Origin of the sequence: Acuticoccus sp. MNP-M23 (assembly GCF_031195445.1) — a bacterium.
GTDB lineage: Bacteria > Pseudomonadota > Alphaproteobacteria > Rhizobiales > Amorphaceae > Acuticoccus.
In genome coordinates this window covers 2,487,964-2,501,750 of the sequence record NZ_CP133480.1, presented here as the reverse complement: position 1 = coordinate 2,501,750, position 13,787 = coordinate 2,487,964, and the positions used below count along the sequence as shown (strand labels likewise).

Below are 13,787 nucleotides of genomic sequence, written 5' to 3'. Positions count from 1 at the left end.
TAAAATTTGACGCGCGGAAAATTCATATTGACTCGGTAGTTTTTAGCCTCCTACTCTCGCTTCCAAATAAAAAGCTACATGGGAGGTACGTTATGCGACTGGGCCAAGTATTGGGTTCCGTGTCGGTGCTGGCTATGTTCGCCACCGGCAGTGCCCTTGCACAAACCACTGTCACCATTGCCACCGTCAACAACGGCGACATGATCCGCATGCAGGGCTTGTCGGACGAGTTCACGGCAGCGCACCCCGACATCAATCTTGAGTGGGTAACGCTCGAAGAAAACGTCTTGCGTCAGCGTGTTACACAGGACATCGCCTCCAAGGGCGGTCAGTTCGACGTGATGACCATCGGCACTTACGAGGTTCCGATCTGGGGCAAGCTCGGCTGGCTGGTATCCCTCAACGATCTTCCGGACGCGTGGGACGCCGACGACCTGCTGCCCGCCATCCGCAGCGGCCTGACCGTCGACGGCGAGCTTTATGCCGCCCCGTTCTACGGCGAGAGCTCCATGGTGATGTATCGCACCGATCTGATGGAGAAGGCCGGGCTCGAGATGCCCGAAGCCCCCACATGGGACTTCATCCGCGAAGCTGCGGCGGCGATGACCGACGAGGCGAACGGCATCTACGGCATCTGCATGCGCGGCAAGGCCGGCTGGGGCGAGAACATGGCCTTCCTCACCGCCATGGCCAACTCGTTCGGCGCGCGCTGGTTCGACGAAGACTGGACGCCGCAGTTCGACAGCGAAGAGTGGAAGTCGACGCTCGACTTCTACATGGACCTGATGAAGAACTCCGGCCCTCCCGGCGCCTCCACCAACGGCTTCAACGAGAATCTGTCGCTGTTCCAGCAGGGCAAATGCGGCATGTGGATCGACGCGACGGTTGCGGCTTCCTTCGTGACCAACCCCGACGATTCCACCGTCGCCGACAAGGTCGGCTTTGCGCTGGCGCCCGACAATGGCCTCGGCAAGCGCGGCAACTGGCTGTGGGCGTGGTCGCTCGGCATTCCCGCCGGCTCCGACGCGACGGACGCGGCAAAGACCTTCGTCGCCTGGGCCACCAGCAAGGACTACACGGCGCTTGTGGCTGACAAGGAAGGCTGGGCCAACGTTCCCCCCGGCACGCGCACGTCTCTCTACGAGAACCAGCAATATCTGGATGCTGCGCCCTTCGCGAAGATGACGCTGGACTCCATCAACTCCGCCGACCCCTCGGCGCCCACCATCGACCCGGTCCCCTACACCGGCATCCAGTTCGTCGCGATCCCCGAGTTTGCCGGCATCGCAACGCAGGTCGGCCAGGAAATGTCGGCGGCGCTAGCAGGCCAGCAGACGGTCGAGGAGGCGCTGGAAAAGGCGCAGAACATCACCGCCGAAGAGATGGAAGCGGCCGGCTACTGAGCCACCGGACGGCACGGCCGGGCGTTCGCGCCCGCCGTCCAACACACGCGCGCGCGGCGCCCCCTGACGGCGCCGCCGCCATGCCCCCGACAGTCCGGCATGGAGCCAAGCCATGGCCACCCAACATTCCCGCACCGCCGCAAGGGTGATGATGGCACCCGCCGTCATCCTGCTTTTGGGCTGGATGCTCGTTCCCTTGTGCATGACGCTGTATTTCTCGTTCAAGAAATACCTGCCCTTGCGCGGCGGAGACCTCGGCTGGGCCGGGTTCGACAATTACGTCCGCTTCGTGACCTCCAGCGCGTTCTGGCCAAGCGTCCAGGCCACGCTCATCATCGTCGGCGGCGTCCTCATCATCACCGTGGTCCTGGGCATCGTCCTCGCGCTGCTGCTGGATCAGCCCATGTGGGGCCAGGGGATCGTGCGCATCCTCGTGATTGCGCCGTTCTTCGTCATGCCCACCGTGTCTGCTCTGGTGTGGAAGAACATGTTCATGGATCCCGTGAACGGCCTCTTCGCGCACCTGTGGCAATTCTTCGGCTTCGCGCCCATCGAGTGGCTCAGCCAGGCATCGCTGCAATCCATCATCCTGATTGTCGCGTGGCAGTGGCTGCCGTTCGCAACGCTCATCCTTCTGACCGCAGTACAGTCGCTGGATGGCGAGCAGCTGGAGGCCGCCGAAATGGATGGCGCGCCGCCGGTCTCGCGCTTCATTAGCATCATTTTGCCGCATCTTGCCCGTGCTGTGACGGTGGTCGTCCTCATCCAGACGATCTTCCTGCTCTCGATCTTTGCGGAAATCTTCGTCACCACGCAGGGGTCGTTCGGCACGCGCACCCTCACCTACCTCATCTACCAGCGCGTTCTGGAGAGCCAGAATGTGGGCCTCGGCAGCGCCGGCGGCATCTACGCCGTCATCCTCGCCAACATCGTCGCGATCTTCCTGATGCGGATCGTCGGCAAGAACCTCGACAAATAGAGGAGGCATCATGGCACGCGCCGTCAGCACCCAGCGCAAAGCGCTCAACACCCTCATCGCCTGGTCGATCGGACTGCTGATCTTCTTCCCGATCCTGTGGACCGTCCTCACCAGCTTCAAGACCGAGGCGGTGGCCATCGCCGACCCGCCGGTGTTCCTGTTCTTCGACTGGACGCTGGAGAACTACGCCGTCGTCCAGGAGCGCTCCGACTATGTCCGCTTCCTGTGGAACTCGATCATCATTGCCGGCGGTTCGACGCTGCTCGGCATCATCGTGGCCGTTCCGGCCGCATGGTCCATGGCGTTCGTCCCTTCCAGGCGCACCAAGGACATTCTCCTCTGGATGCTCTCCACCAAGATGCTGCCGGCGGTGGGCGTCCTTTACCCGATCTACCTGATCTTCATCGAGCTTGGCCTTCTCGACACGCGGTTCGGCCTCACCATCGTGCTGATGCTGATCAACCTGCCGATCATCGTCTGGATGCTCTACACCTACTTCAAGGAGATTCCGGGTGAGATCCTCGAAGCGGCGAGGATGGACGGTGCAAGCCTGCGCGAGGAAATCATCTTCGTGCTCACGCCAATGGCACTGCCGGGCATTGCCTCGACAATGCTGCTCAACGTCATTCTGGCGTGGAACGAGGCATTCTGGACCCTGAACCTGACGGCGGCCAACGCAGCCCCGCTGACAGCCTTCATTGCCAGTTATTCCAGCCCCGAAGGGCTGTTCTACGCCAAGCTCAGTGCCGCTTCCACGATGGCGATTGCCCCGATCCTCGTGCTCGGCTGGTTTGCCCAGAAGCAGCTTGTCCGAGGCCTCACCTTCGGCGCGGTGAAATAGGAGAACTCCCATGGGACGTATCGTTCTCGAAAAGGTCGAGAAGTCGTTCGGCGACGTGACCGTCATTCCCCCGCTCGACCTTGAGATCAACGACGGCGAGTTCGTGGTCTTCGTCGGCCCGTCAGGCTGCGGAAAGTCGACGCTGCTGCGCCTGATTGCAGGGCTGGAAGATGTCTCCGGCGGCACGATCCGGATCGACGGGGCCGACGCCACGACGATCCCGCCCGCCAAGCGCGGGCTTGCGATGGTGTTCCAGTCCTATGCGCTCTACCCGCACATGAGCGTGCGCAAGAACATCGCCTTTCCGCTGCGCATGGCAAAGATGGACAAGGCCGAGCAGAACCGCCGCATCACCCAGGCCGCCGACGTTCTCAACCTGACCGACTATCTGGAGCGGCGGCCCGGCCAGCTGTCCGGCGGCCAGCGCCAGCGCGTTGCCATCGGCCGCGCCATCGTGCGCGAACCGTCAGCCTTCCTGTTCGACGAGCCGCTGTCCAACCTCGACGCGGCACTGCGCGTCGGAATGCGCCTTGAAATCAGCGAGCTGCACAACCGGCTCGACACCACCATGGTCTACGTGACCCACGACCAGGTGGAGGCGATGACGATGGCCGACAAGATTGTGGTGCTTCAGGCCGGCCGCATCGAGCAGGTGGGCAGCCCGCTGGAGCTTTACCGCAATCCGCGCAACCGCTTCGTGGCAGGCTTCATCGGCTCGCCGAAAATGAACATCATCGAGGGGCCCGAGGCGGCCGGCCACGATGCCCACGCCATCGGCATCCGGCCCGAGCACATCACCCCCTCGGCCACCGAAGGCCCGTGGCAGGGCAAGATCGGCGTGTCCGAACACCTTGGCTCGGACACGTTCTTCCACGTCCACATGGAAGGAAGGGACGAGCCCGTGACCGTGCGCGCCCGCGGCGAGGTGGACATGCACCACGGCCAGACCATCCACCTCACCCCCGACCCCGAACACATCCACCGGTTCGACCGCGACGGACTGCGCGTGGCATGAAGCGGCTCGACGGCAAGTGCGCCCTCATCACGGGCTCGGCCCGCGGCATCGGCCGCGCCTTCGCCGAGGCCTACGTGAACGAGGGCGCAAAAGTGGTGATCGGTGACATCGACATCGACCGGGCAAGACGCACCGCCGGCGAAATCGGAGAGGCGGCCACCGCGATCCGGATGGACGTCACCGACCAGGCGAGCATCGACAATGCCGTCGCAGCGTCCATCGACGCGATGGGCCGGATCGACATTCTCATCAACAACGCGGCCCTCTTCACCGCGGCCCCCATCGCCGACATCACACGCGCGGACTATGACCGCGTGTTCGCCATCAATGTTTCGGGCACCCTCTTCACCATGCAGGCGGTGGCGCGGCACATGATCGCGCGGGGCGGCGGCGGCAAGATCATCAACATGGCAAGCCAGGCCGGCCGGCGGGGCGAGGCGCTCGTGGCGGTCTATTGCGCCACCAAGGCGGCCGTCATCAGCCTCACCCAGTCCGCCGGGTTGGGCCTCATCGGTCACGGCATCAACGTCAACGCCATCGCCCCCGGCGTGGTGGACGGCGAGCACTGGGAGGGGGTCGATGCCTTTTTCGCAAAGCTGGAGGGCAAGGCACCGGGCCAGAAAAAGCGCGAGGTCGGCGAGAGCGTTCCCTATGGCCGCATGGGTGTCGCCAAGGATCTGACGGGCATGGCGGTCTTCCTCGCCACACCGGAAGCAGACTATATCGTGGCGCAGACCTACAACGTCGATGGTGGCCAGTGGATGAATTGACGACGCTGTCGAATGACAGCCTGAACCGCCTTCCCGCCAATGTCGCCCGGCCGCGCTACGACCGTGCGGCCCTGTCGCACGGGATCGTGCACATCGGGCTCGGCAATTTTCATCGCGCCCACCAGTCGTGGTATCTCCACCGCCTGATGCAGGACGGGCATGCGCACGACTTTGCCATTGTCGGCGCCGGTGTCCGCCCGGCAGACAGCGCCATGCGCGACAAGCTTCTGGCGCAGGACGGGCTGACCACCCTCATCGAGCTGGACCCCACGGGCATGGGCGCCGAGGTGGTCGGGGCGATGATCGACTTCTGCCCCATCGCCGCCGACAACGCGCCGCTGGTCGCAGCCCTTGCCGATCCCGCCACCCGGATCGCATCGCTGACGGTGACCGAAGGCGGCTACTATCAGGACGCCGCCGGCCACAGCCTTGACGGCAGCCACGCCGATATCCGCCACGACGCCGCCAGTCCGGAGCGCCCGCGCACGGCATTCGGCGCCATTGTCGCGGCGCTGAAACAGCGGCGCGCGAACGGGCAGCCGGCCTTCACCGTGCAGTCGTGCGACAACCTCCAGGGCAATGGCGCCATCGCCCGGCAGACCGTCACTGGCCTCGCCCGCCTGTCCGACCCCGCCCTTGCGGACTGGATCGAGCAAAATGTCAGCTTCCCCAACGCGATGGTGGATTGCATCGTCCCCGCCACCGGGCCGCACGAGATCGCGCTGGCGCGGCAGTTCGGCATCGCGGATGCCGCGCCCGTCACCCACGAGAATTTCCGCCAGTGGGTGATGGAAGACGATTTCTGCGCAGGCCGCCCGCCGTGGGAGCTTGCCGGCGCCACATTCACCAGTGACGTGCACGCCTACGAAATCATGAAGCTGCGCGTTCTCAACGCAGGCCACCAGATCATCGCCAATCCCGGCGAGCTCTTGTCGCTGGACACCATTGCCGACTGCATGGCGAGCGAGGCGGTGCGGACCTATTTCGCCAAGGTCGCCGAGACCGAGATCCTGCCACACGTCGATCCCGTGCCGGAGATGACCCCGCAGGCATATTTCCAGCAGACCCGAACGCGCTTTTCCAACACCGCCATCGGCGACACCACGCGCCGGGTGGCTTTCGACGGATCTTCCCGGCACGCGGGCTTTGTGCTTCCCACGGTGCGCGAGCGGCTGGCGGCCGGCGGCGCGGTGGACGGCCTTGCGCTGGTGGAGGCGCTGTGGGCGCGCATGGCGCGCGGCACCCGCGAAGACGGGACCGAAATCGCCGCCAACGATCCCGATTGGGACCGCCTCGTCGCAGTTGCCAAGGCAGCGCGCGCCAGGCCTGAGGCCTGGCTGGACCAGAACCCGTTCTACGGCGACCTCAAGGATGCCGAGGCGTTCGTGCAACCCTTCTGCCGCTGGATGCGGTTCATCGACGAAAACGGAACCGAAGCCGCGCTCGCACACTACAGCGCCTGAGCATCCTGTCCGCAACACCCGTGCCCGCCTCCCCTGCTGACGGCGGGCGCGCCGGACCACGGTTAGGCTGCTGGCCGGCATGAACGACTCGCCGTCCCCCGGCGCCGTGTGCCAGTTTGAACCACCCAGCCTCGGCGGTTGTGACGGCAGGCGGCCCGAGGAGCCAGTTTCAGATGATCATCGCGTCTCTCATATTTCTGATCGGGACGGCCTGCATCATCCGTGTTCTCTTGCGGCCGCACCGGGACCCGGCTTCCCGTCTGGCGTGGATTGCCGTCGTGCTGGCCGTGCCGCTGTTCGGCGTGATCGCCTACATTCTTCTTGGCGAGACGAATATCGGCCGCAACCGCGTTGTCCGGCTGAGGCGGATCGTGGCTGGCCTCCCGCGCCCTCACGATATTGAAGGGTGGGACAGGGCGCTGCCGCCGCAGGAGGCGCACGACCCCTACGAGCAGCTCTTCAACGTCGGCCGGTCGATCAGCGGATACGGCGCGGTTACCGGAAACCGGGCGACGCTCATGCCGGATTCGGATGCGACCATCGACAAGATGGTCGCCGATATCGACGCTGCCCGCGCCCACGTCCACCTGATGTTCTATATCTGGCTGCCGGACACCAACGGCACCAAAATGGCCGATGCCCTGAAGAGCGCCGCGGGGCGCGGCGTCGTCTGCCGCGCCATGGTCGACGATCTCGGCTCTCGCGCCCTGATCAACAGCCCCCACTGGGCCGAAATGGCGAAGGCCGGCATCAGGCTGGCGCGGGCGCTCGAGGTCGGCAATCTGCTGATCCGGGCCGTTGTGGGGCGTGTGGATCTTCGCAATCACCGCAAGATCCTGGTGATCGACAACGAGATAACTTACTGCGGCAGCCAGAATTGCGCTGATCCCGCCTTCTTGCCCAAGGCGGCCTATGCGCCCTGGGTGGACGCCGTGATGCGTTTCGAGGGACCGGTCGTCCGCCAGAACCAGCACCTGTTTGCCTGCGACTGGATGGAGTCCCACGACGAGGATATCGGCGGCGTGGTGCAGGCGCCGCTCGGAACGGTTGAGCCCGGCTTCACGGCGCAGGTGGTCGCCAGCGGCCCGACGACCCGCGCATCCGCAATGCCGGAGATGTTTCAGAGCGTGATGTATGCAGCACGCCGGGAGCTCGTGATCACGACGCCCTATTATGTCCCCGACGAAGCCACCCAGAGCGCCCTTTGCGCGGCGGCAAACAGGGGCGTTCGCGTCATCATCGTCTTTCCGGCGCGCAACGACGATTTTGCCGTCGGCGCCGCGAGCCGCAGCTACTATCTGGACCTTCTCACCGCGGGCGCCACCATCTTCGAATATCAGCCCGGCCTCCTGCACACCAAGTCGATGACCATCGACGGCGCGGTGACGCTGATCGGCTCGGCGAACATGGACCGTCGCAGTTTCGACCTGAACTACGAAAACAATATCCTGCTGCACGACCCTGACCTCACGGCTCAGATGCGCGCCCGGCAGGACGCGTACATTGCCGACAGCCGCGAGGTGATCCTTGCCGAGGTCGAGGCCTGGCCGTGGACGAAGCGGCTCTGGAACAACACCCTGGCCATTGTCGGCCCCCTGCTCTGACGTTCTGGCACTCGTTCGCCAGGTGTCACACCGGCAGCGGAGTTTGGTTCATGTTCCGGGGCAAGGCGGGTCCGGACATCGGAATATCCGGCGGCCACCGCCTCCCGGATCACGCAAAGCGCGCAAAGCGCGCAAAGCAATTAAAATTGCACGTTGTCTAGTAATCACAAGTAAATGCAAATTACTTCCGGTTTGAATTCAGGCGCGCACAACCTAAGTTTTATTCAACTGACCCGGAAGGTCTATCAATCACTATTGTGCTCTATATGTGACAGACTCTTTCAGCGTACTCGACTATCCATCTACTCAGATTTGTAGAGTGGAGTACAACATGAAGCGTCAGATTCTTTTGGCCGCAGCGGCCACGTTCATTGCAGGCAACGCACTCGCCGCAGATCTCGTGGTGGTCGAGCCTGCGCCCGTTTTCGAGGCAGCGCCGGTCATACTCAACTGGACCGGTGTCTACTTCGGTCTGCAGGGCGGCTACGGCGGGGACTGGTTCGACCAGGACAATCTCGACCTTGGCGGTTTCGTCGGCGGCGGCCACGTCGGCTATCTGCACCAGTTCCAGAACGGCTTTGTCCTCGGCGCCGAGGGCGACGTCGAGTATTCGGGCATGGATGGCTCCGAATCGGCCAACGGCCGGCTTTTCGGCGTTCCGATCAGGGCTCGTGTCGGCCGTGACATCGACGTGCTGGCATCCGCCCGCCTGAAGGCCGGTTTCGCGTACGGCAACTTTCTCGCCTATGCCACCGGCGGCTATGCCTACGCTCACACATCTGCCGACGCGAATATCATCTCTGGCGGCGCCCAGATTTTCCGCACCAGCAGGGACGAGGGTCGCCACGGCTACACCATCGGTGGCGGCGCGGAAGCGCTGGTGACCGAAAAAATCAGCGTCGGCCTGGAATATCGCTGGACCGACCTGCAAGACACCAAGCTCACGTTTGGTCCAGGTGTCAGCGACGTCAAGATCAACAACGACTTCCACGCGATCCGCGCGCGGCTCAGCTACCACTTCTAAGGCAAATCAGCGCGGCCGACCGGTGCGCCAGCGCCGGGCAGATCGCCTGGAAAATATGGTTTGAGATTGATCGCCGCCCGTTTGCCGGGCGGCGATTTTTTTGTGCGCTGGCTGCTTCCGCAGGAGGGCCGCTTCCGCATTGCGCCCCCGCCCCAGGGCGAGAAAAAGGGCCGACGCCCGCGACCCCGCGCAGGGTGTACCTGTCTCACTGCGACTGTCGATTTTGCATGAAACCAATTCGCGTTGATTGCCTTGCCGAATGTGGCCGCACCTTCAGCAGAGGCCACAGCGACTGCCAGTGCCGATGACTGCCGGCGGTTGAGGCAGGCACCGGCAACCCCGGAGGACGAAGGCTCATGCTCATTATAACTAAGTTATTGGGTCTATTTATGATCTGTTGACCCGTTGCATGAGCACTGCGAAAATAATCCCACTGCCGAGGCAAACGCGACGGGCCAAACGGCCGCCGGCAAGGCCGACGACGCCAATTCGCAGGGATTATAAGGGGTTCGCGTGGTCTTATAGCACAGGAATTGTATTTATCCTTCGCCAGGCATAAGTATTGGCTCGGCAACGGCCAACGTCCCTGCAACCGACGTGGAGCATGGCGCAGTGATGGGCTCCGGATCATCGCCGCTGCGCAAGGATTTCTGAATATATGACTGCTTCAGTTGAGAATGGTGAAGCCGAACGCCTTGCCGCACTCCGAAGCTACGGCATTCTCGACAGCGCGCCCCAGCCAGGTTTCGACCGCATCGTCCAGATGACGGCACGCATCTTCGATCTGCCAACTTCACTGATTTCATTGATTGACGAAGATCGGCAGTGGTTCAAGGCATCCGTGGGTTTCGATCTTGACGAAACCTCCCGCGAGCACTCCCTCTGCTCTCACACGATCAGTCAGAACGGTGTGCTGGTGGTGCCGGACGCCGCAGCGGATCCCCGCTTTGCAGACAACCCCTATGTCCACGGAAAAGGCGGGATTCGCTTTTATGCAGGCGCACCCATCGTCAATCCCGAGGGATTCAAACTGGGTAGCCTCTGCATCATCGCCGGCAAGCCGAGGCACGATTTCTCCCTCCGCGATCAGCTGATCCTGCGAGATCTGGCAACCACCATCGCCGAGCAGATCGAGCTGCATTTTGCCGCCAGCCGGACCAAGGCAGCCATGGACGCGGAGGCTTCCGGTCGGGATCGCGCGGAGGCCGACCACGTTTTCGGCGTCCTCCTGAAGGACGTGCCGCTGAATGTTGCCATGCTCGACCGCTCGCACGCCTACGTGCTGGCCAGTCGCCGCTGGTGCAAGACGTTCGGCATCGAGGAAAGCGGCCTCAAAGGCCGCTACATGCACGACGTTCACCCCCATCTGCCGGTCGAGTGGCGCGAACAGCACGAGGCCTGCCTGAGCGGAGGCCGCTTCTTCGTTGAAGAGGAAGAACTCAAGCTGCCAGGCCGCGCGCCACACTGGTTCCGCCGGACGGTACACCCCTGGTACGACCGGAACGGCAACCTCGGCGGAATCATCATCGTGATGGTGAGCCTGGACGCACAGGTGCGCGCGCGCAAAGAGCTGCAGGAGAGCCAGCACTTCATCGAGGCGATGCTGCAGAACGTGTCCGAGGGGATCATCGCCTGTGACGAGCACGGGGCCCTCTCCATCGCCAACCGTGCGAGTGCCGCCATCCTGGGGATCGACCCCGAAAAACCGCGCCCGCTGAGGAGCTGGCACGAAGGGTTGACGGTGTACCGCGCCGGGGAACCCACGCCGATTGCCGCGGAGGATATGGCGCTATCTCGCCTGATGCGCGGCGCCGAGATCGACGCTGAAGAATACCAGATCATCAACCACGCCGGCCAGCACAGGGAGGTGGTCGTTCACGGCGCAGCGATGCGCGAGCAAAATGGCGATGTCATTGGCGCGGTGGTTTCCCTGCGCGATGTCACCCGCGAGCGAATCATCCACCGGCGCTGGCGCGAAGCCGACATGCTCTACAAGGCGATCTTCAACGCGGCCACGCAATATTCCTGCGTTCTCGACGTCGATCTCAAGGTGGTGGAAGTCAACGACCGGGTCATCGAGCTCCTGAATTGTACGCGCGAGCAGCTGTTGGGGCTCCCCTTCTGGGACAAGACATTCTGGGGCGAACCGCACGCCGGACGGCCTCTTCTCATGGAGTCGCTCCGGATGGCAAGGGCCGGGCAGTGCGTGCGCTACGAGGTCGACTATCAAATGCCGGACGGGTCAATCTCGCCCTCCGATTTCTCGCTGACCCCGGTGTTCGACCAGACTGGCGCGGTGACTCACATCATCACCGAAGGTCGCGACATTTCCGAGCAACGCGACACGCAAGAGGCCCTGCGGCGCCAGACCGCCGAACTGGAGTTGATGTTCAACCATGTGCCGATCCGCATCTTTTACAAGGACGACAAGAACCGGGTCCTGCGGCTTAACAAGCCGGCTGCCGACTCCATCGGGCTGAGCGTCTTCGAGGCGGAGGGCGCCGACACTGGCTGGCTGTTCACCGAGCATGCCGACACATATTATCGGCAGGACATGGAGGTCATCAATTCCGGCCAGCCGAAATTGGGCATCGTGGAACCGGTCGTGCCCCGCAATGGCGTTCCCGGATGGGTCCGGACCGACAAGGTGCCTTACACCGACCCGGCAACCGGCGAGCGCTTCCTGTTTGTCGCCTCGGTGGACATCACTGCGGAGCAGGCCGCCGTGGAGGCGCTGCGCGAGAGCGAGGAGCGCTACCGCGTCTTTTATAACCAGACGCCGGTGATGCTGGAGTCCGTTGATCCGGATGGTCGGATCATCAGCGTGAGCGACTATTGGCTGGAGAAGCTCGGCTTCTCGCGCGCGGAAGTGATCGGACGACCGGCGCAGGACTTCGTTCAGGGCGGGGAACACATCCGCTTGCCCTGGGAGACGCGCGCGCAGGTCGTGAAGGATCTCGAGATCGACCTTGCTGCCAGCAACGGAAATGTCGTTACGGTGCTTCTGTCTGCGGTCGCGCAGAATGACGAGGACGGGAACCTTGTCAGCTGGCTCACCAGCCTGACCGATATCACCGACCGCAAGAGGATCGAGGCGAAGCTGTTCCAGGCCAGCAAGATGGAGAGCGTGGGCCAGCTCACCGGCGGCCTTGCGCACGATTTCAACAACCTCTTGTGCATCGTTCTCGGCAATCTGCAGCTGATCGAACGGCGGATCGGCAAGGAAGAACACCTGGCGCCCCTGCTCAACTCCGCCATTCAGGCGGTGCGCAGCGGCTCTGATCTGACGCAGCGCCTCCTCGGCGTCTCGCGCGGTGCTCCCATCGAGACGACCGAAGTGGATGTGCCCGTGCTCGTCGCGGGCCTGGAGGAGCTTCTCCAGCGGGCGCTTGGCAGCCGGTTCGAGGTGCAGGTGCAGCTTGAGTCGGACCACGCCATCGCCCGCACCGACAAGGCGCAGCTGGAGGCCGCGCTCCTCAACCTTGCCATCAATGCGCGCGACGCGATGATCGGCCAGGGCAAGCTGACGGTAACGGTATCCGCCATCCAGCACATCGCCGACGAACCTGAGCTGACACCCGGGCCCTACATCGTGCTCAGCGTCGCCGACACCGGGGTCGGCATCCCGGCGGACGTGTTGCCAAAGGTGCTGGAGCCATTTTTCACCACCAAGGCGCGCGGCAAGGGCAGCGGCCTTGGGCTTGCGATGATCTATGGCCTGATGCGGCAGCTGAACGGCACCGTGCGCATCCACAGCGTGGTCGACGAAGGCACGAAAGTGTCCCTGTTCCTGCCGGCAATCGAGATTCCTGCGCGGTCAACAACCGGTTCCGGCACACTGCAGGCGCCGGCAATCTTCGACATTCGCGACTACACAATTTTCGTCGCCGAGGATCTGGACGAGGTGCGTGACGTCATCGTCTCCATTCTCAAAGAAAGTGGCTGCCGGACATTGACGGCCGCCAACGGTCCCGATGCCTTCAAGATGCTGGAAGACGGCGCACAGGCTGATGTGCTCCTGACCGACATCAGCATGCCCGGTGCGTATAACGGCGTCGGCCTTGCGCGGCGTGCGAAAGAATTGAGGCCGCACATGCCGATCCTGTTTGCCACCGGATATGCGGAAGATGCCGTGCTGGAAGCGGCAAGGATGTTTTCCGACCACCCCATCTTGCAAAAGCCCCTGCAGGCCGAGGGGCTGCGTGATGCCATCGGCCGCGCGCTCGGCTCAGCGGCCGCCCGGCGCCGGGGCTTCTCCACCCGGGCGCCTGCCAGCGCCGGCAGCCCGGTGACGATCGACGCCACCTAGGGGTGACTTCACACGCAGCGGTCCCGCCGCTTCGTGAGACCCGGCTGCGTTCCCGTGGCAAACGGGTGAGCGGCACCGGCTGAAGCGCGACCCATGCGCGCAGCATGTCGCGGGAGCGGGCGCGCCGGCCCGGAAGATGCAGGGCTTTCGGCGTCAGCGCTTGCATACTCGCTATGTCCGCACCGCGTTTGCCACTTCGTGCCCGACGGCGCATAGCTTTCGACGAGTAAGTGGCTGTAGGTTAAACCTGACCGCTTGCGCTCGCTATGGGTTGGAGGGCGTCTGAGGTCGTTGGTCGCGATGTCCGCTGGCACCGCGTTTCCGTCGACCGCACCGACGCACGGCTGGCGGACTGCGGGTAGAAGCACTGTTTTGTCCC

The 13,787-nt window shown here is 63.7% G+C and carries 9 protein-coding genes; all 9 read left to right on the top strand.

The window, feature by feature from the left end:
- Positions 1 to 92 precede the first annotated feature (92 nt).
- The 9 genes from RDV64_RS11675 to RDV64_RS11635 all read left to right on the top strand — a co-directional run bounded on the left by RDV64_RS11675 (position 93) and on the right by RDV64_RS11635 (position 13,408).
- Entirely contained in the window at positions 93 to 1,403 is a 1,311-nt protein-coding gene (locus RDV64_RS11675; RefSeq protein ID WP_309195092.1) for a sugar ABC transporter substrate-binding protein, read from the top strand.
- Between the two features lie 112 nt (positions 1,404 to 1,515).
- A complete protein-coding gene (locus tag RDV64_RS11670; protein ID WP_309195091.1) occupies positions 1,516 to 2,382 on the top strand; it encodes a sugar ABC transporter permease in 867 nt (288 codons plus the stop codon).
- A 10-nt stretch (positions 2,383 to 2,392) separates the two neighbouring features.
- Positions 2,393 to 3,223, top strand: a complete 831-nt coding sequence (locus tag RDV64_RS11665; RefSeq protein ID WP_309195090.1) for a carbohydrate ABC transporter permease — start codon at positions 2,393 to 2,395, stop codon at positions 3,221 to 3,223.
- Between the two features lie 10 nt (positions 3,224 to 3,233).
- Positions 3,234 to 4,238, top strand: coding sequence for an ABC transporter ATP-binding protein (locus RDV64_RS11660; RefSeq protein WP_309195089.1), 1,005 nt, complete (start codon positions 3,234 to 3,236; stop codon positions 4,236 to 4,238).
- The gene (locus RDV64_RS11655) at positions 4,235 to 5,008 is read left to right on the top strand and encodes an L-iditol 2-dehydrogenase (RefSeq protein WP_309195088.1); all 774 of its coding nucleotides are present in this window, start codon (positions 4,235 to 4,237) and stop codon (positions 5,006 to 5,008) included. The genes RDV64_RS11660 and RDV64_RS11655 overlap by 4 nt, the downstream gene beginning before the upstream one ends.
- The gene (locus RDV64_RS11650) at positions 4,996 to 6,471 is read left to right on the top strand and encodes a mannitol dehydrogenase family protein (protein ID WP_309195087.1); all 1,476 of its coding nucleotides are present in this window, start codon (positions 4,996 to 4,998) and stop codon (positions 6,469 to 6,471) included. Before RDV64_RS11655 ends, RDV64_RS11650 begins: the two co-directional genes overlap by 13 nt.
- Positions 6,472 to 6,644: 173 nt before the next feature.
- Positions 6,645 to 8,075 (top strand): cardiolipin synthase, encoded by a 1,431-nt coding sequence (gene cls, locus RDV64_RS11645; RefSeq protein WP_309195086.1) that lies wholly within the window; start codon positions 6,645 to 6,647, stop codon positions 8,073 to 8,075.
- 331 nt (positions 8,076 to 8,406) lie between these two features.
- Positions 8,407 to 9,099: an outer membrane beta-barrel protein gene (locus tag RDV64_RS11640; protein WP_309195085.1), complete on the top strand. Its 693-nt coding sequence runs from the start codon at positions 8,407 to 8,409 to the stop codon at positions 9,097 to 9,099.
- A gap of 658 nt (positions 9,100 to 9,757) precedes the next feature.
- Positions 9,758 to 13,408, top strand: coding sequence for a PAS domain S-box protein (locus RDV64_RS11635; protein ID WP_309195084.1), 3,651 nt, complete (start codon positions 9,758 to 9,760; stop codon positions 13,406 to 13,408).
- Positions 13,409 to 13,787: the final 379 nt, after the last annotated feature.

Excerpts from the sequence above, each read along its gene's own strand:
- RDV64_RS11675 (WP_309195092.1), top strand. The coding sequence starts at position 93 with ATGCGACTGGGCCAAGTATTGGGTTCCGTGTCGGTGCTGGCTATGTTC.
- RDV64_RS11670 (WP_309195091.1), top strand. The coding sequence starts at position 1,516 with ATGGCCACCCAACATTCCCGCACCGCCGCAAGGGTGATGATGGCACCC.
- RDV64_RS11665 (WP_309195090.1), top strand. The coding sequence starts at position 2,393 with ATGGCACGCGCCGTCAGCACCCAGCGCAAAGCGCTCAACACCCTCATC.
- RDV64_RS11660 (WP_309195089.1), top strand. The coding sequence starts at position 3,234 with ATGGGACGTATCGTTCTCGAAAAGGTCGAGAAGTCGTTCGGCGACGTG.
- RDV64_RS11655 (WP_309195088.1), top strand. The coding sequence starts at position 4,235 with ATGAAGCGGCTCGACGGCAAGTGCGCCCTCATCACGGGCTCGGCCCGC.
- cls (WP_309195086.1), top strand. The coding sequence starts at position 6,645 with ATGATCATCGCGTCTCTCATATTTCTGATCGGGACGGCCTGCATCATC.
- RDV64_RS11640 (WP_309195085.1), top strand. The coding sequence starts at position 8,407 with ATGAAGCGTCAGATTCTTTTGGCCGCAGCGGCCACGTTCATTGCAGGC.
- RDV64_RS11635 (WP_309195084.1), top strand. The coding sequence starts at position 9,758 with ATGACTGCTTCAGTTGAGAATGGTGAAGCCGAACGCCTTGCCGCACTC.